19 protein-coding genes and 1 other RNA gene are annotated in these 20,510 nt (G+C 61.9%); 11 read left to right on the top strand and 9 right to left on the bottom strand.

Annotated features, from left to right (window positions below):
* Positions 1 to 46: 46 nt before the first annotated feature.
* Positions 47 to 145, bottom strand: an RNA gene (gene ffs / locus PQR53_RS17135) — signal recognition particle sRNA small type.
* A 444-nt stretch (positions 146 to 589) separates the two neighbouring features.
* Here ffs and trxA point away from each other — a divergent pair.
* From trxA to PQR53_RS17095, 8 genes are all read left to right on the top strand, one after another.
* The gene (gene trxA / locus PQR53_RS17130; protein WP_054039468.1) at positions 590 to 916 is read left to right on the top strand and encodes a thioredoxin TrxA; all 327 of its coding nucleotides are present in this window, start codon (positions 590 to 592) and stop codon (positions 914 to 916) included.
* A gap of 236 nt (positions 917 to 1,152) precedes the next feature.
* On the top strand, positions 1,153 to 2,421 hold the full coding sequence (rho, locus tag PQR53_RS17125; protein ID WP_006048863.1) for a transcription termination factor Rho: 1,269 nt from the start codon (positions 1,153 to 1,155) through the stop codon (positions 2,419 to 2,421).
* 198 nt (positions 2,422 to 2,619) lie between these two features.
* Positions 2,620 to 3,168: a MerR family transcriptional regulator gene (locus PQR53_RS17120; protein WP_408455979.1), complete on the top strand. Its 549-nt coding sequence runs from the start codon at positions 2,620 to 2,622 to the stop codon at positions 3,166 to 3,168.
* Positions 3,165 to 4,721 (top strand): MFS transporter, encoded by a 1,557-nt coding sequence (locus tag PQR53_RS17115; RefSeq protein ID WP_408455976.1) that lies wholly within the window; start codon positions 3,165 to 3,167, stop codon positions 4,719 to 4,721. The genes PQR53_RS17120 and PQR53_RS17115 overlap by 4 nt, the downstream gene beginning before the upstream one ends.
* 15 nt (positions 4,722 to 4,736) lie before the next feature.
* Positions 4,737 to 5,570, top strand: a complete 834-nt coding sequence (locus PQR53_RS17110; protein ID WP_408455973.1) for a M90 family metallopeptidase — start codon at positions 4,737 to 4,739, stop codon at positions 5,568 to 5,570.
* Positions 5,571 to 5,817: 247 nt separating this feature from the next.
* Positions 5,818 to 6,084 carry a type B 50S ribosomal protein L31 gene (locus PQR53_RS17105; RefSeq protein ID WP_120291633.1) on the top strand — a complete coding sequence of 89 codons (267 nt, stop codon included), beginning with the start codon at positions 5,818 to 5,820 and terminating at the stop codon, positions 6,082 to 6,084.
* 326 nt (positions 6,085 to 6,410) lie between these two features.
* Complete coding sequence (locus PQR53_RS17100; protein WP_408455968.1) at positions 6,411 to 8,168, top strand: ArnT family glycosyltransferase; 1,758 nt, start codon at positions 6,411 to 6,413, stop codon at positions 8,166 to 8,168.
* Between the two features lie 2 nt (positions 8,169 to 8,170).
* The gene (locus tag PQR53_RS17095) at positions 8,171 to 9,550 is read left to right on the top strand and encodes an MATE family efflux transporter (RefSeq protein ID WP_408455965.1); all 1,380 of its coding nucleotides are present in this window, start codon (positions 8,171 to 8,173) and stop codon (positions 9,548 to 9,550) included.
* A 193-nt stretch (positions 9,551 to 9,743) separates the two neighbouring features.
* On the opposite strand, the gene PQR53_RS17090 is transcribed toward PQR53_RS17095, so the two are convergent.
* Both PQR53_RS17090 and PQR53_RS17085 read right to left on the bottom strand, forming a co-directional pair.
* Positions 9,744 to 10,172, bottom strand: coding sequence for a carboxymuconolactone decarboxylase family protein (locus tag PQR53_RS17090; RefSeq protein ID WP_408455962.1), 429 nt, complete (start codon positions 10,170 to 10,172; stop codon positions 9,744 to 9,746).
* Positions 10,124 to 10,708, bottom strand: a complete 585-nt coding sequence (locus tag PQR53_RS17085) for a MerR family transcriptional regulator (RefSeq protein WP_408455959.1) — start codon at positions 10,706 to 10,708, stop codon at positions 10,124 to 10,126. Before PQR53_RS17085 ends, PQR53_RS17090 begins: the two co-directional genes overlap by 49 nt.
* Before the next feature lie 330 nt (positions 10,709 to 11,038).
* Here PQR53_RS17085 and PQR53_RS17080 point away from each other — a divergent pair, with 330 nt between their 5' ends.
* Together PQR53_RS17080 and PQR53_RS17075 are read left to right on the top strand one after the other, a co-directional pair.
* Positions 11,039 to 11,608, top strand: coding sequence for a ComEA family DNA-binding protein (locus tag PQR53_RS17080; protein WP_408455956.1), 570 nt, complete (start codon positions 11,039 to 11,041; stop codon positions 11,606 to 11,608).
* A gap of 177 nt (positions 11,609 to 11,785) precedes the next feature.
* On the top strand, positions 11,786 to 12,217 hold the full coding sequence (locus PQR53_RS17075) for a YidB family protein (protein ID WP_408455953.1): 432 nt from the start codon (positions 11,786 to 11,788) through the stop codon (positions 12,215 to 12,217).
* A gap of 148 nt (positions 12,218 to 12,365) precedes the next feature.
* On the opposite strand, the gene clpB is transcribed toward PQR53_RS17075, so the two are convergent.
* Positions 12,366 to 14,963: an ATP-dependent chaperone ClpB gene (gene clpB, locus PQR53_RS17070; protein ID WP_408455950.1), complete on the bottom strand. Its 2,598-nt coding sequence runs from the start codon at positions 14,961 to 14,963 to the stop codon at positions 12,366 to 12,368.
* Between the two features lie 120 nt (positions 14,964 to 15,083).
* Positions 15,084 to 15,575: an Rrf2 family transcriptional regulator gene (locus PQR53_RS17065; RefSeq protein ID WP_408455947.1), complete on the bottom strand. Its 492-nt coding sequence runs from the start codon at positions 15,573 to 15,575 to the stop codon at positions 15,084 to 15,086.
* A gap of 304 nt (positions 15,576 to 15,879) precedes the next feature.
* Here PQR53_RS17065 and PQR53_RS17060 point away from each other — a divergent pair, with 304 nt between their 5' ends.
* Entirely contained in the window at positions 15,880 to 16,425 is a 546-nt protein-coding gene (locus PQR53_RS17060; protein WP_408455945.1) for a group III truncated hemoglobin, read from the top strand.
* Between the two features lie 108 nt (positions 16,426 to 16,533).
* On the opposite strand, the gene moaE is transcribed toward PQR53_RS17060, so the two are convergent.
* From moaE to thrC, 4 genes are all read right to left on the bottom strand, one after another.
* Positions 16,534 to 17,010 (bottom strand): molybdopterin synthase catalytic subunit MoaE, encoded by a 477-nt coding sequence (gene moaE, locus PQR53_RS17055; protein ID WP_408455943.1) that lies wholly within the window; start codon positions 17,008 to 17,010, stop codon positions 16,534 to 16,536.
* An 80-nt stretch (positions 17,011 to 17,090) separates the two neighbouring features.
* Complete coding sequence (gene moaD / locus PQR53_RS17050; RefSeq protein WP_408455940.1) at positions 17,091 to 17,348, bottom strand: molybdopterin converting factor subunit 1; 258 nt, start codon at positions 17,346 to 17,348, stop codon at positions 17,091 to 17,093.
* A 26-nt stretch (positions 17,349 to 17,374) separates the two neighbouring features.
* The gene (locus tag PQR53_RS17045) at positions 17,375 to 18,610 is read right to left on the bottom strand and encodes a molybdopterin molybdotransferase MoeA (protein ID WP_408456261.1); all 1,236 of its coding nucleotides are present in this window, start codon (positions 18,608 to 18,610) and stop codon (positions 17,375 to 17,377) included.
* Between the two features lie 447 nt (positions 18,611 to 19,057).
* A complete protein-coding gene (gene thrC, locus PQR53_RS17040; RefSeq protein ID WP_408455937.1) occupies positions 19,058 to 20,509 on the bottom strand; it encodes a threonine synthase in 1,452 nt (483 codons plus the stop codon).
* Position 20,510: the final 1 nt, after the last annotated feature.

Genomic DNA, 20,510 nt, shown 5'->3' with positions numbered 1-20,510 from the left:
GTAAACAGAAGATGGGGAGATACGGCAGAGGAAAACAAAAAAGGAAGGTGACGAGCCCGACCCTCGGCACTGGTGGAAAACGGCTGTGGCTGCTTCGTTCCCGACCTGACCAGGTTGACCATCCCTCCATGCGAGGAGGCCCGTCACGAAACATTCTATCACCGCTTGGCCCGCCGCGCGACTCTTATACGACCAAAATGACATCGACGCGCCGAATCAGGAGCTTCACATCATATAGTCGGTACTCAGACTCCAGGTGTTCGGCGCTCTTGTGTTTGCGCTGCCAGCCACCAGATAAGCTGCGTCGCGACCTATCAAAAAGAGGTGGCGCTTCACCGGCAGCCGTTGGCCCCGCTGCCGGTGATGAGTACTATCACCACCGGCAACGCATAGCGAATTAAGCTAAACTGCCGTACGGATGACCCGCAAACGCGTGCTTTCCGCGCATTCCGGAATGGGCCTTTCGGCTCGTTCAAGCGTGCGCAGACAAGGCTCCGATTGTGGCAAAGCGAACGGAAGTTTCCCTAGATTTTCACGTATCGTGGCGAGCAATTCAGGCGGGCCTCGAACCGATAGAGGTATTCATACAATGAGCGAATCAATCAAGCATATTAGCGACGCATCGTTCGAACAGGACGTCGTGAAATCCGATAAACCCGTGCTGCTCGATTTCTGGGCTGAATGGTGCGGTCCGTGCAAGATGATCGCGCCGATCCTCGACGAAGTCGCCAAGGATTACGCTGATCGCCTGCAAATCGCCAAGATCAATGTCGACGAACACCAATCGACGCCGGTCAAGTTTGGGGTGCGTGGCATCCCCACGCTGATCCTCTTCAAGAACGGCGCTGTCGCCGCGCAGAAGGTCGGCGCATTGTCGAAGTCGCAACTCACCGCATTCCTCGACGGCAATCTGTAAAGTGGTCGCATCGGCGCGCGCTGGGACCTCGAGACCTTCAGGCGTGCCGTCTTGAGCGTGTTGTCAGCCGGCAACACGCTCAATAAGAAAGATGCCATGCCGTCGCACTGGCGGAAATTGGCGTGTGCTATGCTAGAATCCGCAAAACGTCGAAAAGACGTGTAAGTCCTTGAGCGGTTCCGCTCACTCTCCTCCCAGATTTCATTTCGTCGCACCTTCTCCTGCGGGTTCTCCGTATGCATTTATCCGAGCTTAAGACTCTGCACGTGTCCGAATTGATCGAGATGGCCAATGGCCTCGAGATCGAAAGTGCAAACCGCCTGCGCAAGCAGGAATTGATGTTTGCCATTCTAAAAAAACGAGCCAAAACGGGCGACACGATCTTCGGCGACGGCACGCTCGAAGTGCTGCCGGATGGCTTTGGCTTCCTGCGGTCGCCGGAAACCTCGTATCTCGCCAGCACGGATGATATTTACATCAGTCCGTCGCAAATCCGCCGCTTCAACCTGCACACGGGCGACACGATCGAAGGCGAAGTGCGTACGCCGAAAGACGGTGAGCGCTATTTCGCGCTGGTGAAGGTGGACAAGGTCAACGGCCAGCCGCCGGAAGCCTCGAAGCACAAGATCATGTTCGAAAACCTGACGCCGCTGCACCCGAACAAGGTGCTGCTGCTCGAACGTGAAATGCGTGGCGAGGAAAACGTCACGGGCCGCATCATCGACATGATCGCGCCGATCGGTAAGGGCCAGCGCGGCCTGCTGGTGGCGTCGCCGAAGTCCGGCAAGACCGTGATGCTGCAACACATCGCGCACGCGATTAAGCAAAACCACCCGGATGTCGTGCTGTTCGTGCTGCTGATCGACGAACGCCCGGAAGAAGTGACCGAAATGCAGCGTTCCGTGGCCGGCGAAGTGATCGCCTCCACGTTCGACGAACCGGCTGCGCGTCACGTGCAAGTCGCCGAAATGGTGATCGAAAAAGCCAAGCGCCTCGTCGAAATGAAGAACGACGTGGTGATTCTGCTCGACTCGATCACCCGTCTCGCGCGTGCGTACAACACCGTCGTGCCGGCCTCGGGCAAGGTGCTGACGGGTGGTGTCGACGCGAACGCGCTGCAACGTCCGAAGCGCTTCTTCGGGGCTGCGCGCAATATCGAGGAAGGCGGCTCGCTCACCATCATCGGCACGGCGCTGATCGAAACCGGCAGCCGCATGGACGACGTGATCTACGAAGAGTTCAAGGGCACCGGCAACATGGAAGTGCACCTGGAGCGTCGCCTGGCTGAAAAGCGCGTCTATCCGTCGATCAACCTGAACAAGTCCGGCACGCGCCGTGAAGAACTGCTGATCAAACCCGAAGTCCTGCAAAAGATCTGGGTGCTGCGCAAGTTCATTCACGACATGGACGAAGTCGAGTCGATGGAATTCCTGCTCGACAAGATTCGCCAGACGAAGAGCAACTCCGAGTTCTTCGACATGATGCGTCGTGGCGGCGGCAGCTAAGGCCTCGTGCCGAAATAGCCGTACCTACCGCATCATCTTCCCCGCATAAAAAAGCCGCTCGCCAGAAACGAGCGGTTTTTTTTCGTCTGTCAGATCCTGCCGAATTTTGCCCGAGTGAGGCGGTTATCCCGATAACATGTACGTGAACGTACACGTTAGAGTACACTGCAGTCAGTCCGCAATGTCCATCACACGCTTATGCCAAAGGACTCACCCGCCCTACTCACCGTTCGCGACGCCGCCGAACGCCTCGGCGTCACGCCGCGCACGCTGAAGTACTACGAGGAGCGCGGCCTTGTCTCGCCTACCCGCAGCGAAGGCCGCTACCGCCTTTACGACGAGGAAAATCTGAAGCGCTTCGGCCGCATTCTGCGCCTGCGTTCGCTCGGCTTCTCGCTGCAAGGCATCACCGAAATGCTCAAGCGTCCGCTCGAACCGGTCGAAGGCGGTCATCGCTACTCCACCGAATCGCTGCAGCAGATTCGCGACGCCCTCTCGGAACAGGTCGAAGCACTCGATGCCCGCATCGATTCGATGCGCCGCGAACTCAAGGAAGCGCAAAAGCTGCGCGCTGAGCTTAGCCCCGACCTCGACTATCTCGAACGACGTCTCGCCGGAGAAAACGCGGACGCGTTGCTCGAGCAGCGCCGCGCGGCGCACGCCAACGCGACCGGCACGTCGCAGGGAAGACGCAAAAAGCCACAGGATGAAGCCGTGCCCGACTCCGCTCCGGATCCCTCCGCATGAGCACCGCGACATCCCGCGCACCGTTGTTCAGCGTCGAGAAACTGCGCGGCGATTTTTTCCCGTGGGTGCTGGCCGTCGTCACGGGCCTCGACTATTTCGACAACGCGATTTTTTCGTTTTTCACCAGCTACATCGCAGGCGGCATCAACGCGTCGCCCGACGAACTGGTGTGGGCGTCGAGCGCCTATGCGGTCGCGGCCGTACTCGGCATCCTGCAGCAGCAATGGTGGGTCGAGCGCTTCGGTTACCGGCGCTACGTGGCCGGCTGCATGCTGCTCTATTCAGCAGCGGCGATCGCCGCCACCTTGTGCGAGTCATCGATCGAACTCGCATTCGCGCGCGGCTTCCAGGGCTACTTCATCGGCCCGATGATGGGCACCTGCCGCATCCTGATCCAGATGAGCTTCACGCCGCAGCAACGGCCCGCGGCAACCCGTGCTTTTCTGGTGCTGATCGTTCTGAGCAGTGCGCTTGCGCCGCTGATCGGCGGCCAACTGGTTGCGCATTTCGACTGGCGTGCGCTGTTCGCCTGCACCGCGCCCGCCGGTGTGCTGTTTGCAATCCTTGCGCTGCTTGCGCTGCCCGACACCGGCGACCGCTTGCCGGAAGAACGTGGCACTGCGCACTTCTGGCCTTATCTGATCTTCGCATTCGCGCAAGGCGCGCTGCAAATTGTGATGCAGCAAGTGCGGTTTCAGCTGTTCAGCGCCTCGCCAGGGCTGGTTCTGCTGACGATCACCGGCATCGTCGCGCTCGGCTGGTTCGCGTACCAGCAATGGCATCATCCGGCGCCGCTGGTGCGCCTGCATGCACTGCGCGAAAAGGTCTTTCAGGTCGGGCTCGTGCTGTACATCTTCTACTACTTCATCTCGACGGTATTCAGCTATCTGACGTCGCGCTTTCTCGAGAGCGGCCTCGGCTACCCGGTCGAGAATACCGGGCAACTGGTCGGTATAACGTCATTGATTTCGGCGAGCGCGCTGTTCGTCTATCTGCGTTATGCAAAGCTTCTGCCGCGCAAGAAGTGGATCATCGTGCCAGGCTTCGCGGTGGCCGCGTTCGCCGCGGCGTGGATGACGCGCATGTCGCCGGGCGTGGGCGAAGCCGCGCTGATCGTGCCGATGCTGCTGCGCGGCCTGCTATTGCTGTTCATCGTGCTGCCGGTCGCCAATCTAACGTTTAGAATCTTCGCCATCGAGGAGTTCACACATGGCTACCGGCTGAAAAACATCGTCCGGCAACTGACGATCTCGTTCGCGACGGCTTCGGTGATCATCGTCGAGCAACATCGGCAGGCGCTGCATCAAGCGCGCCTCGCGGAGTTCGTAAATCCGTACAATCCGTTGTTCCAGAATTCGCTCGCGGCGTTGACCAGCGGTTTCAGCGCCGCCGGCCGCTCGGCTTCCGAGGCGCATTCGCTTGCGATCGTGGAAATCAGCCGCACCGTTGCGCAGCAGGCGAGCTTCCTGGCCTCGCTGGATGGCTTCACCTTCCTGCTCGGCATTGCCGTATGCGGCTGCCTCTTCGCCGCGTGGCAAAAACAGATCGACTAAGGGTTTCATCAGGCCATGCTCTCGAAACTCACTCAATGGTTCGGCACGCGCCGCCGCGACCGCGCGCTGCGCGACTACGCAATCGACGACGCCCTTTGGCAAGCCACGCTCGACGGCCTGCCGTTCCTCGCCTACCTCGAGGCGCCGGATCTCGTGCGTCTGCGCGAGCTGACCAGCCTCTTCATCGCGCAAAAGGAATTTTCAACTGCGCACGAGCTCGAGCTGACCGACGCGATGACCGTGGCGATCGCCGCGCAAGCGTGCTTGCCGGTGCTGAACCTGAGCCTCGACCTGTATCGCGGTTGGGTCGGCGTGATCGTCTATCCGGGCGAATTCGTGATCCGCAAGACGGTCGAGGACGAAGACGGCGTGGTGCATGAGGTCGAACACGACGCAAGCGGCGAAGCGTGGGAAGGCGGCCCGGTGGTCTTGTCATGGGAAGACGCGCAGATGGCCGGCGGCACGGACGCCTATAACGTCGTCATTCATGAATTCGCGCACAAGATCGACATGCTGAACGGCGAGGCGGACGGCCATCCGCCGCTCATGCGCCGCTGGCATGCACCGCTCGATTCACAGTCATGGGCCGACGTCTTCGACCATGCTTACGACCACTTCTGCGCCAAAGTGGATGCGGTGCCGGAGAGGCGCTGGGCCCGTTTCGAACGCGATTCGCTGATCGACCCGTACGCGGCGGACCATCCGTCGGAATTTTTTGCCGTTTGCAGCGAAGCATTGTTCGTCCAGCCGCGGGCCTTCGAGGCGGAATATCCCGAGCTATACCGGTTGCTCGCGCGGTATTACCGCCAGGACCCGGCGCGGGTGGGGTTGACGTTCGCTGGTGCATGACTGCCGCCACACAGCGGGACAACTCGGCGGGGGCCACCGCCGGCACCCCAACGTAAAACCGAACTGTCGAAGCAGCGCAGAAACAACGCCAGCCACTGCCAAAAAGCCCGCAGAAAGGTCGTCAAGCGACTGATTTTCTGGCATAATCGCCGTTTTTCGACCATAGGCAAGTGGCTCGCGCCTAGATGCTGTCCGCATTTTTCGCGGCTGCACGCGGGTTGGCTACCGCCAGATTAAAGGAAAGACCATGAAAGAAGGCATTCACCCGGATTACCGCGAAGTCCTGTTCGTCGACATGTCGATCGACTTCAAGTTTGTGACGCGCTCGACCATCCTGACGCGTGAAACCGCCGAATTCAACGGCAAGACCTACCCGCTCGCCAAGATCGAAGTGTCGTCGGAATCGCATCCGTTCTACACTGGCCAACAAAAGATCATGGACACGGCAGGCCGCGTCGAGAAGTTCAACAAGAAGTTCGGCACGCGCGCTACCGGCAAGGCAGCAGCGAAGTAATACCCGCCTCGTCGCCGGCCTCGGCCAGCAACGAAGCAGCAAAAAAGGGCAGCGCGAGCTGCCCTTTTTTGTCGCCGCCGTTTGTCTCAACCTTTGTCTCGACCTTTTTGCCGCCGCTTCGTCGTTCCTCACGCCGGACGCTTCCGCGCACACTGCCGTCCGTTGCGGCGCCGTGTTACAGGCGTCTCAATCACGTTGCGAGCCGTTACCGGCCGTGACGCGCATCGCACGGCACGACTACAATGCCGGATGCTCCAAATTGGCCATTCCCGCCGGACCTTCCGTCCGGTCCCGGCTGCACCGCTTATCCGATATCCACACACCGCATGAGACCTGTCGTTCGCCTCACTGCCTCCGCGACCAGTGCGTTGCCGCGCTGGCTGCTGCTAACCATCTGTATCGTCTACGCATTTTTTGGCCTGTTCGGCCGGGATCCGTGGAAGAACGAGGACGCAGCCGGCTTCGGCGTCATGTGGACGATGGCCAACGGCAACGCGCACGACTGGCTGCTGCCGAATCTGGTCGGCAAGTACATGACGGAAGACGGTCCGCTCGGCTATTGGCTCGGTGCCAGTGCGATCCGCGCGCTGGCACCATGGGTCGATGCGAGCAACGCGTCACGCGTGTTTACTGGCCTGCTGTTTTGCGCGGCCTGTGCGTTCGTCTGGTATGCGGCCTACCTGCTCGGACGGCGCGCCGAAGTGCAGCCGTTCAAATACGCGTTCGGCGGCGAGCCGGAGCCGCGCGACTACGGCCGCACCCTCGCCGACGGCGCCCTGCTGATCCTGCTCGCCTGCTTCGGCCTTGCCGAACGCGGCCACGAAACCACGCCGCAGCTGGCGCAGTTCTTCGGCATCGCCATGCTCGTCTATGGGCTCGTGCGGATGATCGACAAGCCGATTCAAGGCGCGCTGATCTGGGGCCTCGCGTTGGGCCTCGTCGCTCTCGCCAGCAGCCCGGTGCTGGTCGGCGCGCTGTTACTCGGCACCCTGGCGATGGCGCTGATCGTGCGGGAGGCGCGTTCGCGCTGGCTGCTGCTGGCCGGTTTGCCGGTGGCGCTCGTGCTGTCGGTCGCGTGGCCAATCGCCGCGCTCGCTGCCTTTCCCGATGACGCCGTCTGGTACCTGAACCAATGGGTGCACGTCAGCCTGTCGTCGTTCGCCGGGCCGCCCGGTTCAGTGGCCGCCTACGCGCTCAAGAATCTCCCGCTCTTCACGTGGCCGGCCTGGCCGCTGGCGCTCTGGGCCTGGTTCAGTTGGTCCGGTCTGCGGCGCGCGCCGCACGTGGCGATCCCGCTCTCGGTAATCGGGCCGCTGCTGGTGTTGGTGGTGTTGCAAAGCCATCAGTCGAACCGGCTTTACATGCTGCTGCTGCCGGCGCTCGCGGTGCTGGCCACCTTCGCGCTGCCCACGCTCAAACGCGGCGCAATCAATGCGATCGACTGGTTCGCGCTGCTGAGCTTCACGATCCTCGGCAGCTTCGTCTGGCTCGTGTATATCGCTGGACTGACCGGTTTCCCGTATCCGCTCGCCCGCAATCTCGCGCGTCTCGCCCCGGGATTTGCGCCGCAATTCAAGGTCCTGTCGTTCGTGTGCGCGGTCGCCGTGACGATCTGCTGGTTCGTGCTGGTGCGGTGGCGCCTCGCCCGCCATCCGAAAGTCCTGTGGCGCAGCGTGGTGCTCTCGAGCGCCGGCACGACGCTGATGTGGGTGCTGCTGATGACGCTATGGCTGCCGGTCGTCAACTACAGCCGGACCTATAAAGACGTCGCCGAACAGATCGCCAGCCATCTGCCAGAAGACTACACCTGCATCTCGCCGGTTCGCCTGGGCAACGCGCAGATCGCGACTTTCGCCTATTTCGGCGACATGCATTTTTCGTTCAACCAGGATTGCGATGTGATCCTGCGCCAGGACACCCAGGACTACGGCGACCCGAGCGCGATGTCGGACTTCATCTGGAAGCTGGTGTGGGAAGGCCGCCGCGTGGCCGACCGCGACGAACGCTTCCGCCTGTACGTGCGGATCGACCGTCCGAAGCCGCCGGTCGTCAAACGCCGCAGCTGGCACAAGAAGTCGGACTGATCATGTTCGCCGACGTACGGAAAATCGCCGGGCTCGCATGGCCCGTGCTGATCGGCCAACTGGCGATCATCGCGTTCGGCGTGATCGACACGGCGATGGTCGGCCGCTATTCGGCCGTCGATCTCGCCGCGCTCGGCCTCGGCTCGTCGATCTATATTTCCGTGTACATCGGTCTGACCGGCATCCTGACCGCGCTGCAACCCATCACCGCGCAACTCTACGGCGCGCGCCGCTACATCGAGATCGGCGAAGAAGTGCGCCAGGCGTTATGGCTCGCGCTCGCGCTGACCGTGATCGGCTTTCTGATTCTCTACTTTCCGGGGCCTGTGTTGCGGTTGGCGCGCGTGCCTGAAGCGCTGCATGAGCGCACGGTCGCCTACCTGCAGATTCTGGCGTTCGGCTTGCCGGCCGGCCTCACCTTTCGCGTCTACAGTTCGATCACCAATGCGGTCGGCAAACCGCGGCTCGTGATGATCCTGCAGATCGGCGCGCTGCTGCTCAAAGTGCCGCTCAACACGTGGTTCATCTTCGGCGGCTTCGGCGTGCCGGCGCTCGGCGGCCCGGGTTGCGCGCTCGCCAGCACCACGATCAACTGGGCGCTGGCCGTGGTAGGAATGCTGCTGTTGACGCGCGTTCACGTGTTCAAGCCGTTTGCGATCTTCGCGCACTTCTGCTGGCCGGTCTGGCGCCGGCAGGCGGCGCAGTTGCGGCTGGGCATTCCGATGGGTCTGTCGTACCTGATCGAAGTGACCTCGTACACGTTCATGGCGCTCTTCATCGCGCGCTTCGGCACGACCACGCTCGCCGGGCACCAGATCGCCGGCAACATCGGCGCGGTGCTCTATATGACGCCGCTGTCGATCGGGATCGCTTCGTCGACGCTGGTCGCCCAGGCGCTCGGCGCGCATCGCCCGGAAGCGGCGCGCACGCTGTCGAGGCACGGCATCATGATGGCCGTGGCGATCGCCTGCTGTTATGGCGCGATCGTGCTGGTGCTGCGGCCGTATGTGATCGAAGGCTATACGCCGAATGCGCAAGTCGCCGCGGCGGCCATGCCGCTGGTGCTGATCGTCGTGTGCTATCACCTGTTCGATGCCCTGCAGATCACGACCGCGTTCGTACTGCGCGCATACAAGGTAGCGGTCGTGCCGACCGTCATCTATGCGGTTGCGTTGTGGGGCGTGGGGCTCGGCGGCGGGTATCTGCTCGGCTTCAATGTGTCGGGTACCACGCCGGAATGGCTGACCGGCGCGCGGGGCTTCTGGGTAGCGAATACGGCGAGCCTGGCGATTGCTGGCATTGGCTTGCTGTTGTACTGGCGCGGCGTGAGCAAGCGGTATTTGCGCGCGGAGGCCGTGGTTGGGGTGGACTCGGCGGTTTGATGGCGCTGAACTGCGAGCTGTATGAACGAAGCGGCGCACAAACCCACCGGAGCATGCTCGTTCATGAAAAACTGGTTTTGAGGCGCACCGCCTGACGTATTGACGAAGTGGCGAGCAATAGCAGACCGTTAGTTGCGTATATGGTCGAAAAGAAAACGGCCGCACTCGACAGCCGCCTTCCCTCTCCCGTATTTCAAGCCGCCTGAGCCTCCTCCGACGCCTGCGCTTCCTTCAACGCCCGATCACGCCGCTCGAAAATCTCCTGCGCCGCGAACAGCGCGTTCAGCGCCGCCGGAAAGCCCGCGTAAAGTGCCATCTGCATGAACACTTCGACGATCTCCTCGCGCGTGCAACCGACGTTCAACGCGGCCTCGATATGCACCTTCAGTTGCGGCTGCGCGCAACCAAGCGTCGCCAGCGATGCAATCGTCGCGATCTCTCTCGCGCGCAGATCGAGTTGCGGCCGGCTGTAAATATCGCCGAAGCCAAATTCGATCAATAGGCGTCCGAAATCCGGCGCGATCGGCGCGAGCGCGGCGATCACCTGCTCGCCGGTCGAGCCGTCGATTTCCTTCAGTTTGTTCCAGCCTTGGGTGTAGCGATCGTTCTGTGCGTGTTCCATGGTGAGTCCTTTTCCGAATGCGAAAGCGATTGGGTTTCGTCGATCTGTCGTGTCGGAGCGCTGGTGGCCTGCTTGCGCGCAACGGGCGGTTGCGCAGCAGCCACGGGGCCAGCAGGTTGCAGTTCGGCGGATTGCCGCCCAGCGGATTGCCGCCCAGCGGGTTGCCGCCCAGCAGCTTCGTAGTAAGCGATCTTGTCGATGATCGCGCCGAGATTGCTTTGCAACTCGGCGATCCGCGACAAAACAGCATCCCGATGCGCCACCAGCATGTCGCGGCGCTCGCCCATCGTCGGTTGACCTTGCGCCCGCAGCGCCGCGAACGCCTGCATTCCGGCGATCGGCATGCCGGTCGCCTTCAGACGCATCACGAACTGCAGCCAGTCGAGATCGGCCGGCGAATACAGACGATGCCCCGCCTGCGTACGCCCGACCGCCCGAATCAGGCCAGCCTGTTCGTAATAACGCAGCGTATGGGTCGAGACGCCGATCGTCCCGGCGACCTCGCCGATGGTGAGTGCTTTTGACATTTTCGACATAACGGAACTCAGGTTAGGACTTCGAGTGCACTCTAAGTCAAGCGGGCGATGCTGTCATTTATCGGCGTTATCATTATTTATGGTGAGTCGCGTTGATCGATAAACTCATAACCGCTTAATCGCCAGGCAAAAGCTTCAAATATTGTCAGCCCTGATTTACTTGTCATGAATCGATCGGTATAAATCGTCCGCGTTCGCAAATAAGGGCGCGCAATTTGTTCTATGCTTAAGCGCAGCGAATGCTGACAGGATGCGTCGTCCCAAATCGTCCGAGTCGTCCCTGTCGTCCCTTAGCGGCTAACTTTTTTTGCCCTCAATGGAGTGCTTGCCATGCTGAAGAAGCTTTTAATGCTTTGCGTTGCTGTGGCTTTGTCGCTGTCGGCCGGATTCGCGGCGGCCGTCGAAGTAAATTCCGCCGATCAGGCGGCACTCGAATCGGTCAAGGGTATCGGCCCGGTTCATGCAAAAGCGATCATCGACGAACGCACCAAAAACGGCCCGTTCAAGAATGCCGATGATCTCGCCACCCGCGTCAAAGGCATTGGCACCAAATCCGTGACCAATCTCGAAGCGGCCGGCCTGACGATCAACGGCTCGTCCACGCCGCCTACGGGCGCCAAAGCGGCCACGAAGTCCGGCAGCACCGCCAGCACCAAGGCGGCGCCGGCGGCCACGCCTGCAGCGACTACCGCCGCTACACCAGCACCAGCGGCGCCGGCTGAAGCATCCGGCACCAAGGCGTCGAAGTCGAAGAAGAAGAGCAAGGCCGACGCGGCGGCTTCGGCACCGGCCACAGCGGCCGCCGCCAGCGCGCCGGCTGACGCATCCGGCGCCAAGGCATCGAAGAAAACGAAGAAGAGCAAGGCCGCATCGGCTGCGGCGGCCTCTGGCGGCGCGTAAATCAGGTAGCGCGCCGGCAGCGTCACAGCAGTGCCGGTCACGTGTCATGCACGCGTGACGAGCATCTAAGCTGCGCCCCGCTCCCGTCCGCCTTCCTACCCCCGGCGCCGCGCAACCGCGCGGCGTTTTCACCCCGCCGACTCGTCGAACACAGGTCGGCATTCAAGAGAGACCGTCATGAGCCTACTCGACACTATCGGTTCCCTGGTTGGCAAATCGCCTGAAGGCGGCGGCCAGCAAGCAGCCCTCATTTCAGCCGCGCTGGAGTTCGTCAACAGCCAGCCGGGCGGTTTGAACGGCCTGATTGACCGCTTCAAGGAAAAGGGTCTCGGCGACGTCGTGACGTCGTGGGTCAGCAACGGCGAGAACCAGCCCATCGCAGCCGATGCGCTGCACAGCGTGCTCGGCTCGGAGACCGTCACCAACCTCGCTGCCAAAGCCGGCGTGCAACCGGACCAGGTCACGGGTCTGCTGTCGCAGCTTTTGCCGCACGTCGTCAACGCGGCGACGCCCGAAGGCGAAGTCCCCGCCGAGGGCAAACTGAATTCGACGACCGTGCTGGGCGCGCTCGGCGGCCTGTCGGCGCTGTTCGGCAAGGGCAACGCATAAGTCATCAGGCGCGTCACCCGGCACCGCCTTATAACTGGCCAAAGCAGGCAAAAAAAAGCGGCAACGAAGTCACCTTCGTTGCCGCTTTTTAACATCGGCGGAAACGGCGTGAAAACCGCCGCTCCTGGCTGCGCCGAACGTGTCGCACTTAATGCACAACGCGGTCGAACACCAGCTTGCCGTCTTCCACTTCGACCGGAATCACATCTTTCGGACCGAACTTGCCGGCCAGAATCAGCTTGGCGACCGGGTTCTCGATCTCCTGCTGGATGGCCCGCTTCAACGGCCGCGCACCGAACAGAGGATCGTAGCCGACCTTGCCGACGTGCTCGAGCGCCTCGTCCGACACCAGCAGTTGCATGTCGAGTTTGGCAAGCCGCTCATGCAGACGCTGCAATTGAATCCGCGCGATCGACTGGATGTTCGAACGGTCGAGCGCATGGAACACCACGACGTCGTCGATCCGGTTCAGGAACTCGGGCCGGAAGTGCAGCTTCACCTCTTCCCAGACTGCGTCCTTCACCGCTTCCTGCGGCTCGCCGACCATCGCCTGGATGACCTGCGAACCGAGGTTCGACGTCATCACGATCACCGTGTTCTTGAAGTCCACGGTACGGCCCTGGCCGTCGGTCATGCGGCCGTCGTCGAGCACTTGCAGCAGCACATTGAACACGTCCGGATGCGCCTTCTCGATTTCGTCGAGCAGGATCACGCTGTACGGCTTGCGGCGCACGGCTTCGGTCAGGTAGCCGCCTTCTTCATAACCGACATAGCCCGGCGGCGCGCCGATCAAACGCGCGACGCTATGCTTCTCCATGAATTCGCTCATGTCGATGCGGATCAGATGATCTTCCGAGTCGAACAGGAACGAAGCCAGCGCCTTGCACAGCTCGGTCTTGCCCACACCGGTCGGCCCGAGGAACAGGAACGAGCCATAGGGGCGGTTCGGATCGGACAGACCCGCGCGCGAACGGCGGATCGCATCGGCCACCGCGCTGATCGCTTCGTTCTGACCGACCACGCGGTCGTGCAGTTTCTCTTCGATCTGCAGCAGCTTTTCGCGCTCGCCCTGCATCATGCGCGACACCGGAATACCGGTGGAGCGCGACACGACTTCCGCGATCTCCTCCGCGCCCACCTGCGTGCGCAACAACCGCGGCCGGGTCGGGTTGTTCTGCTCTTTCGCCTCGGCCTGGGTCACTTCCTTCAACTGCGCCTCTAGACCCGGCAGCTTGCCGTACTGCAACTCGGCGACCTTCTCGAGCTTGCCTTCACGCTGCAGGCGCGTGATTTCCGCACGCGTTTTCTCGATCTCTTCCTTCAACTGCGCGCTGCCCTGCACCGCCGCTTTTTCCGCGGTCCAGATTTCTTCGAGGTCCGAATATTCACGATTCAGCCGCTCGATTTCCTCTTCGATCAGTTGCAGACGCTTTTGCGATGCTTCATCTTTTTCCTTCTTGACGGCTTCGCGCTCGATCTTCAACTGGATCAAACGACGGTCGAGGCGATCCATCTCTTCCGGCTTCGAGTCGATTTCCATCTTGATCTTCGAAGCGGCTTCGTCGATCAGATCGATCGCCTTGTCCGGCAGGAAGCGATCCGTGATGTAGCGATGCGACAGTTCGGCCGCGGCGACGATCGCCGGGTCGGTGATATCGACGCCGTGGTGCAGTTCGTACTTCTCCTGCAAACCGCGCAGGATCGCGATGGTGGCTTCCACCGACGGTTCGTCGACCAGCACCTTCTGGAAGCGGCGCTCGAGCGCGGCGTCCTTCTCGATGTACTTGCGATATTCGTCGAGCGTGGTGGCGCCGACGCAATGCAATTCGCCGCGCGAGAGCGCGGGCTTGAGCATATTGCCCGCGTCCATCGCGCCTTCCGCCTTGCCGGTGCCGACCATGGTATGAATTTCATCGATGAAGACGATGGTCTGGCCTTCGTCTTTCGCGATGTCGCTCAGGACGGCCTTCAGGCGTTCTTCGAATTCGCCGCGATACTTGGCGCCCGCCAGCAACGCCGCCATATCCAGCGACAACACGCGTTTGCCCTTGAGCGTTTCCGGCACTTCGCCGTTGACGATACGCTGCGCGAGGCCTTCGACGATCGCGGTCTTACCCACGCCCGGCTCGCCGATCAGCACCGGATTGTTCTTGGTGCGGCGCTGCAGGATCTGAATGGAACGGCGGATCTCGTCGTCACGGCCGATCACGGGGTCGAGCTTGCCCGCCCGCGCGCGCTCGGTCAGATCGACGGTGTATTTCTTCAGCGCTTCGCGCTGGCTTTCGGCGTCCTGGCTATGTACTTGCGAACCGCCTCGCACCGCCACGATCGCGCTTTCCAGCGACTTACGCGACAGCCCGTGCTGGCGCGCGAGACGGCCGGCCTCGCCTTTATCGTCGGCGACCGCGAGCAGGAACATCTCGCTCGCGATGAACGTGTCGTTGAGTTTCTGCGCTTCCTTGTCGGCCTGGTTCAACAAGCCGGTCAGCTCGCGGCCGATCTGCACGTTGCCGTCAGTGCCCTGCACTTGCGGCAGGCGCGTCATGGCATCGTTCAGGGCTGTTTGCAACGCCTGCACGTGCACGCCCGCGCGCGACAGCAGCGAACGCGCCGCGCCGTCCTGCTGGGCGACGAGCGCCGACAGGACATGAACCGGTTCGATGTATTGATTGTCATGACCGACAGCCAGACTCTGCGCGTCGGCCAGTGCTTCCTGGAATTTGGTGGTGAGTTTGTCGATTCTCATCAAGAGACCTCCAATTTTCGATTACCACCAAAATGAGGCGTTTTGCGCAGGTTTCAAGCGCTTTTTTGCAACTGACAACAACTATTTAACATTTAACGCGCGAAAACTTGCTGGCTGCTTTTAGGCAAGGGGCGCCGCGCCCTCGTCGGCAGGCACGATCCGGATGACGGTACCTAAACCGAGCAGCGCAGCCAGTGGGCCATGTGGCCCCGCAACCTCGCCGATCGTGTGGCGGTCAAGTTCGGCGAGGAACGCGTTACGCGCCGCCTCGAGCGCGCCGCGCAGACGGCAGTGCGGTGTAATGACACAGGCTCGGCGCTCACCGTGCTGATCCGGGAAGCAGCCGACCAGCGCAAAGTCGCTTTCCGTGGCCCGCACGATCTCACCCACGGTCAATGCGTTGGTTTGTTCGGCTAGCCGCAGGCCGCCGTTGCGTCCGCGTACGGTCTCGACCCAGCCGAGTTCGCCGAGTTGCTGAACCACCTTCATCAAGTGATTTTTGGAGATGCCGTACGCGTCCGAAATGTCCTGGATGGTCGATAAGCCCTCGCCACGGACGGCGAGGTACAACAGAACTCGGAGTGCGTAATCCGTATAGTCGGTCAGTCTCATGAGTGCAGGTGTCACGATGAGCGCAAGCCGCGATCCGGGGGATAACCGCGTCGATGCAAGGGTTGCCGGGGGCCGTCGCTTCACCCTAAGATGCAGGCGTTGCGCATGTTTTCTTATTTTGCGCTGACAGTCGCTGTTTGTCTTTCGGCAGCAATGGTAACGTTTTGCCCACAGGCCATTCTTACGAAAAGCAGGGTATTCGTGGCCTACTTCCTTTCATTTGGACATAGTTTGAGGTTGTTTCTGACTGTCGCTCGTGCTGTGGGCGCGCTTCATGATGAATGACCGCGTATCTGGAACCTGCATGAATCCGTCTTTCCCTGCCGCACCGGTTGTCGAGCGCGCCGCCGAGCCTACTGAGGCGAATATTCGCGAGCTCGTCTACGGCTTTTACGACCGCGTGCGGGCCGACCCGCTGCTGGGCCCCGTGTTCGACGCAACGCTGGCGGGCCGTTGGGACGACCACTTGCCCAAGATGTGCACGTTCTGGGGCAGCCTCGTGCTCGGCGCGAAGCAGTACCGCGGCAATGTACAGCAGGCGCATCAGCCGCTCGAGGGCGTCGAGCCGCAGCACTTCAGCCGCTGGCTCTATCTGTTTCTGGATACGGTGGAGTCGCGCTACGAGCCGGTCGCGGCGGTCCGCTTCATGGAACCGGCGCTACGGATCGCGCAAAGTTTGCAGTTGAGCCGCTTCGGCTGGGATTACAAGATTCCCGCGGAGCAGCAGGCCTTGCTGGCGCGCATCGCGTCGAAGCGGCATCCGCGCGGCGATGAGGATTCACACGAGGCCACGCGAGCGCCCGGCGAGCCGTTTCCAACGCGGATCGTCGGGAAAGCGCGGGGCGAGTGACGTGCTTGCTTTAGAGGCTCTGGTCCGCTCAACGGGCGATCATCCGGCGCTACATCGCCATTCCGTGGTGGCCAGAAGGACCGCACGCCGCGAGCACAGGCACGCGCGTTAATCCTCAGCCTGATTCCCCGATTCGACACCCCAACGGGCCAGCGCCGCGTCGTCCGCGACACGTGCATCGACCCAGCGCTCGCCTTGTTCGGTCTTCTCTTTCTTCCAGAACGGCGCCTGGGTCTTCAGATAGTCCATCACGAACTCGCACGACGCGAAGGCGTCGCCCCGATGGGCGGCGGTGGTCGCCACGAGCACGATCTGGTCGAGCGGATAAAGCTTGCCGACCCGATGCACGATCAGCACCTCGATTCCCGGCCAACGCTCACGCGCGCTCACGACGATCGCCTCCAGCGACTTCTCCGTCATGCCCGGGTAGTGTTCGAGCTCCATTGTTTCGACGGCGCTGCCCTCGTTCAGATCGCGCACGGTGCCGACAAAACAGGCCACTGCGCCGATCTTAGGATTGCGCGCGCGCAATGCGGCGACCTCGGCGGTGAGGTCGAAGTCTTCCGTCTGGACGCGAACGGGCATCTCTGGCTCCTATGCGGATTCGCGAGGCTCGATATGTCTGGCGAGGCTCAACGCGGTGTTTAGCGACTATGCGGCGCCGCTCAGCCGCCGGTGACGGGCGGAAAGAACGCGACTTCGCAGCCTTCGGTAATACGGGTACCGGCGTCGGTCATGACATGATTGCAGGCCATGCGCAGCGCGCGGCCGTCGGCGAGGGTGTCGGCCCAGATGCCGCCGCGCACGCGCAACCAGGCGCGCACGTCGCCGACGGTCGCGATGCCGTCGGGCACGTCGAGCGTTTCGTCGGCTGTTTTGAGCGCTTCACGCACGCTTGCAAAATATCGGAGTTGAATCTTCATCGGGAAAGCGCCGGCTGTTGCCGGCCTCAGTTAAGCAATTCGGAAAAGGGAATGAAGCGCACGGTCTCACCGGCGCTGATTGCGTGGTTCGGCGGATTGTCGATCAGGCCGTCGCCCCATACGGTCGAAGTCAGCACGGCCGAACTCTGATTCGGAAACAGATCGAGGCCGCCGGCTGGATTGATGCGCGCGCGCAGGAATTCGTTGCGGCGGTCCGCCTTGCTCTGCGTGAAATCCGCTCGCAGCGACAACGCGCGGGGTGCCACCGTCTGCATGCCGGCCAGAAGCAGGATGAACGGGCGCACGAAGAGCAGAAAGGTCGCGAAGCTGGAGACCGGGTTGCCCGGCAGGCCGATGAAGAAGGTTTCGCCCGACGCGTCCCCCGTCGCGTCTGTTTGCTGCGCGGCACGGCGCACGGCGCCGAACGCGAGGGGCTTGCCCGGTTTCATCGCAATCTGCCACATCGACAGGCGCCCTTCTGCCTCGACTGCCGGCTTGACGTGATCTTCCTCGCCTACCGAGACGCCGCCGCAGGTGAGGATCAGATCGTGAGCCTGCGCGGCTTCGCGCAGCGTTGCGCGGGTAGCGTCGAGCTTATCTGGGACGATGCCGTAGTCGGTGACGTCGCAGCCGAGTTTTTCCAGCAGCCCGCGCAGCGTGAAACGGTTCGAGTTGTAGATCGCGCCGGGTTTCAGCGGCTCGCCAGGCATGGTCAGTTCGTCGCCGGTGAAGAACACGGCGACTTTTACGCGGCGGCGCACTTCGAGTGCTGCGCAGCCGACCGAGGCGGCGAGCCCCAAGGCTTGTGGCGTGAGACGCGTGCCCGCCGGAAGGATGACCGAGCCGCTGCGGATGTCCGCGCCCTGGGCCGTGATCCATTCGCCGGCGGCCGGGCTATGCAGGATCGTGACCTCGTTGCCGGCGGTCCCGGTTTGCTCCTGCATCACGATCGCGTCGGCGCCCGGCGGCACTGTGGCGCCCGTGAAGATGCGGGCTGCCGTGCCTGGTTTTAACGGCTCGGGCGCGTGGCCCGCGGGAATGCGTTGGGAAATTGGCAGGCGGTTGCCGTGCGTTTTCAGATCTTCTGTGCGGATTGCGTAGCCGTCCATTGAACTCGTGTTCATGGGAGGCACGTCGAGCGGTGAAGTGACGTCTTTGGCCAGAACGCGGTTGAGCGCGTCTAGTGTTGGGATCGATTCCGTGCCGTTGATCGGGTGCGCTGCGCTCAGTAATGTCGCCAAGGCTTCGGCGGTGGGGAGCATCGGAGCGCGGGGCGTTGGGGTGGACATCTTTGATCTCGGAGATGCGGGTTTTAAAGGAATATTGTAGCGGGGTGTGGGCGCTGGCGCGCCGGGAGTTATGGCGGGGTTTTTTGCCTTTGGCGGTGGGGGGTTTGCCTAACGGCGTTGGCCTTTCCTTGCTTTGCTATTGGTCTATTAGCGTCGCCCCTGTGCGGGGCAGGCACCTACTTTTCTTTGCCTGCTGCAAAGAAAAGTAGGCAAAAGAAAGCAGCTCAAACCGCTAGCTCTTAAGCGGGTCCCCCGCGCAGTCGCGGTAGTGGTGCATCTGGAATCCGTGCTCCCGCACACTCCGCGCCAGTGACACAGCAGTCATTCTTCCAGCGGCGCTGCGCGCGCCTTCGAGGTATTTCCTAACCTCGTGCGTCGGTCCTATGGAGCGCGACTCTGTCGCGCTCCACACTCGTCGGTCTACTCGCCTGTGTTGGCGACGATGTAGTCCTTCACGCGCTGCGCGTCCGCCGGCAATACTTCGAAACGCTGCGGCAGCGATTCCAGACCCGAAAACGCGGGTGGGCGCTCCGGTTCGCGCTGCAGCGCCTCGCGGATCGTTTCGCCAAACTTGATCGGCTGTGCCGTCTCCAGCACGATCATCGGAATGCCCGCCTGCAAATGCTCGCGTGCTACCTTCAGGCCGTCGGCCGTGTGCGTATCGATCATCGTGTCGTAACGCTCGAACACGTCCCGGATCGCGTCTACCCGGTCCTCGTGGCTGCTGCGGCCCGACACGAAACCGAACTCCTTCACGCGCGCAAAATCGCCGCTCGCCGTGAGGTCGAAACCGCCCTTCTCCTCGACGTCGCGGAACAGCTGCAGCACACGCGCCGGATCGCGATCCAGCAGATCGAATACGAAACGCTCGAAGTTCGACGCCTTCGAAATGTCCATGCTCGGGCTGGTCGTGTGATACGTCTCAGCCGCCTTGCGCACGCGGTAAATGCCGGTGCGGAAGAATTCGTCGAGCACGTCGTTCTCGTTCGTCGCCACCACCAGCTTCTCGATCGGCAAACCCATCATCCGCGCAATGTGACCCGCGCACACATTGCCGAAGTTGCCCGACGGCACCGTGAACGACACACGCTCGTCGTTCGACTTCGTCGCGGCAAAGTAACCCTTGAAGTAATACACGACCTGCGCCACCACGCGCGCCCAGTTGATCGAGTTGACCGTGCCGATCTTGTACTTCGCCTTGAACGCGTGATCGTTCGAGACCGCCTTGACGATGTCCTGCGCGTCGTCGAATACGCCCTCGATTGCGAGGTTGAAAATATTCGGGTCCTGCAGGCTATACATCTGCGCGGTCTGGAACGCGCTCATCTTCTTGTGCGGCGAGAGCATGAACACGCTGATGCCCTTTTTGCCGCGCATCGCATATTCGGCCGCGCTGCCGGTGTCGCCGGAAGTCGCGCCGAGAATGTTCAGCGTTTCGCCATGCTTGGCCAGCGCGTATTCAAACAGGTTGCCGATCAACTGCATCGCCATGTCCTTGAATGCGAGCGTCGGGCCGTTCGACAGTTCCAGCAGCGACAACGTTGTGTCGTTCTCAACACCAAGCGTCTTCAACGGCGTGATCTGCGCGGCGCTTTCGTCGTCACGCACGTTGCAATACGTCCCGGCCGTGTAGGTCTTGCGCGTCAGTGCGCGCAGATCGTCGGCGGGAATGTCGTCGCTGAATTTCGACAGGATTTCGAATGCGAGGTCCGCGTACGGCAGCGTGCGCCAGCGCGTCAGCTCGTCAGCCGTGACGCGCGGATATTCCGCCGGCAAGTACAGGCCGCCGTCTTTCGCGAGACCGCCCAGCAGAATGTCGGAAAACGTATGGCGCTCGCCGGCTCCGGCGCCGCGCGTAGAGAGGTAGTTCATA

Origin of the sequence: Paraburkholderia fungorum, assembly GCF_046027605.1 — a bacterium.
In the GTDB taxonomy this organism is placed as follows: Bacteria; Pseudomonadota; Gammaproteobacteria; order Burkholderiales; family Burkholderiaceae; genus Paraburkholderia; species Paraburkholderia fungorum_F.
This window is presented reverse-complemented; position numbering and strand designations above follow the sequence as displayed.

Coding starts and splice junctions, on each gene's coding strand:
- trxA (WP_054039468.1), top strand. CDS start 590: ATGAGCGAATCAATCAAGCATATTAGCGACGCATCGTTCGAACAGGAC.
- rho (WP_006048863.1), top strand. CDS start 1,153: ATGCATTTATCCGAGCTTAAGACTCTGCACGTGTCCGAATTGATCGAG.
- PQR53_RS17120 (WP_408455979.1), top strand. CDS start 2,620: ATGCCAAAGGACTCACCCGCCCTACTCACCGTTCGCGACGCCGCCGAA.
- PQR53_RS17115 (WP_408455976.1), top strand. CDS start 3,165: ATGAGCACCGCGACATCCCGCGCACCGTTGTTCAGCGTCGAGAAACTG.
- PQR53_RS17110 (WP_408455973.1), top strand. CDS start 4,737: ATGCTCTCGAAACTCACTCAATGGTTCGGCACGCGCCGCCGCGACCGC.
- PQR53_RS17105 (WP_120291633.1), top strand. CDS start 5,818: ATGAAAGAAGGCATTCACCCGGATTACCGCGAAGTCCTGTTCGTCGAC.
- PQR53_RS17100 (WP_408455968.1), top strand. CDS start 6,411: ATGAGACCTGTCGTTCGCCTCACTGCCTCCGCGACCAGTGCGTTGCCG.
- PQR53_RS17095 (WP_408455965.1), top strand. CDS start 8,171: ATGTTCGCCGACGTACGGAAAATCGCCGGGCTCGCATGGCCCGTGCTG.
- PQR53_RS17090 (WP_408455962.1), bottom strand. CDS start 10,172: ATGGAACACGCACAGAACGATCGCTACACCCAAGGCTGGAACAAACTG.
- PQR53_RS17085 (WP_408455959.1), bottom strand. CDS start 10,708: ATGTCGAAAATGTCAAAAGCACTCACCATCGGCGAGGTCGCCGGGACG.
- PQR53_RS17080 (WP_408455956.1), top strand. CDS start 11,039: ATGCTGAAGAAGCTTTTAATGCTTTGCGTTGCTGTGGCTTTGTCGCTG.
- PQR53_RS17075 (WP_408455953.1), top strand. CDS start 11,786: ATGAGCCTACTCGACACTATCGGTTCCCTGGTTGGCAAATCGCCTGAA.
- clpB (WP_408455950.1), bottom strand. CDS start 14,963: ATGAGAATCGACAAACTCACCACCAAATTCCAGGAAGCACTGGCCGAC.
- PQR53_RS17065 (WP_408455947.1), bottom strand. CDS start 15,575: ATGAGACTGACCGACTATACGGATTACGCACTCCGAGTTCTGTTGTAC.
- PQR53_RS17060 (WP_408455945.1), top strand. CDS start 15,880: ATGAATCCGTCTTTCCCTGCCGCACCGGTTGTCGAGCGCGCCGCCGAG.
- moaE (WP_408455943.1), bottom strand. CDS start 17,010: ATGCCCGTTCGCGTCCAGACGGAAGACTTCGACCTCACCGCCGAGGTC.
- moaD (WP_408455940.1), bottom strand. CDS start 17,348: ATGAAGATTCAACTCCGATATTTTGCAAGCGTGCGTGAAGCGCTCAAA.
- PQR53_RS17045 (WP_408456261.1), bottom strand. CDS start 18,610: ATGCTCCCCACCGCCGAAGCCTTGGCGACATTACTGAGCGCAGCGCAC.
- thrC (WP_408455937.1), bottom strand. CDS start 20,509: ATGAACTACCTCTCTACGCGCGGCGCCGGAGCCGGCGAGCGCCATACG.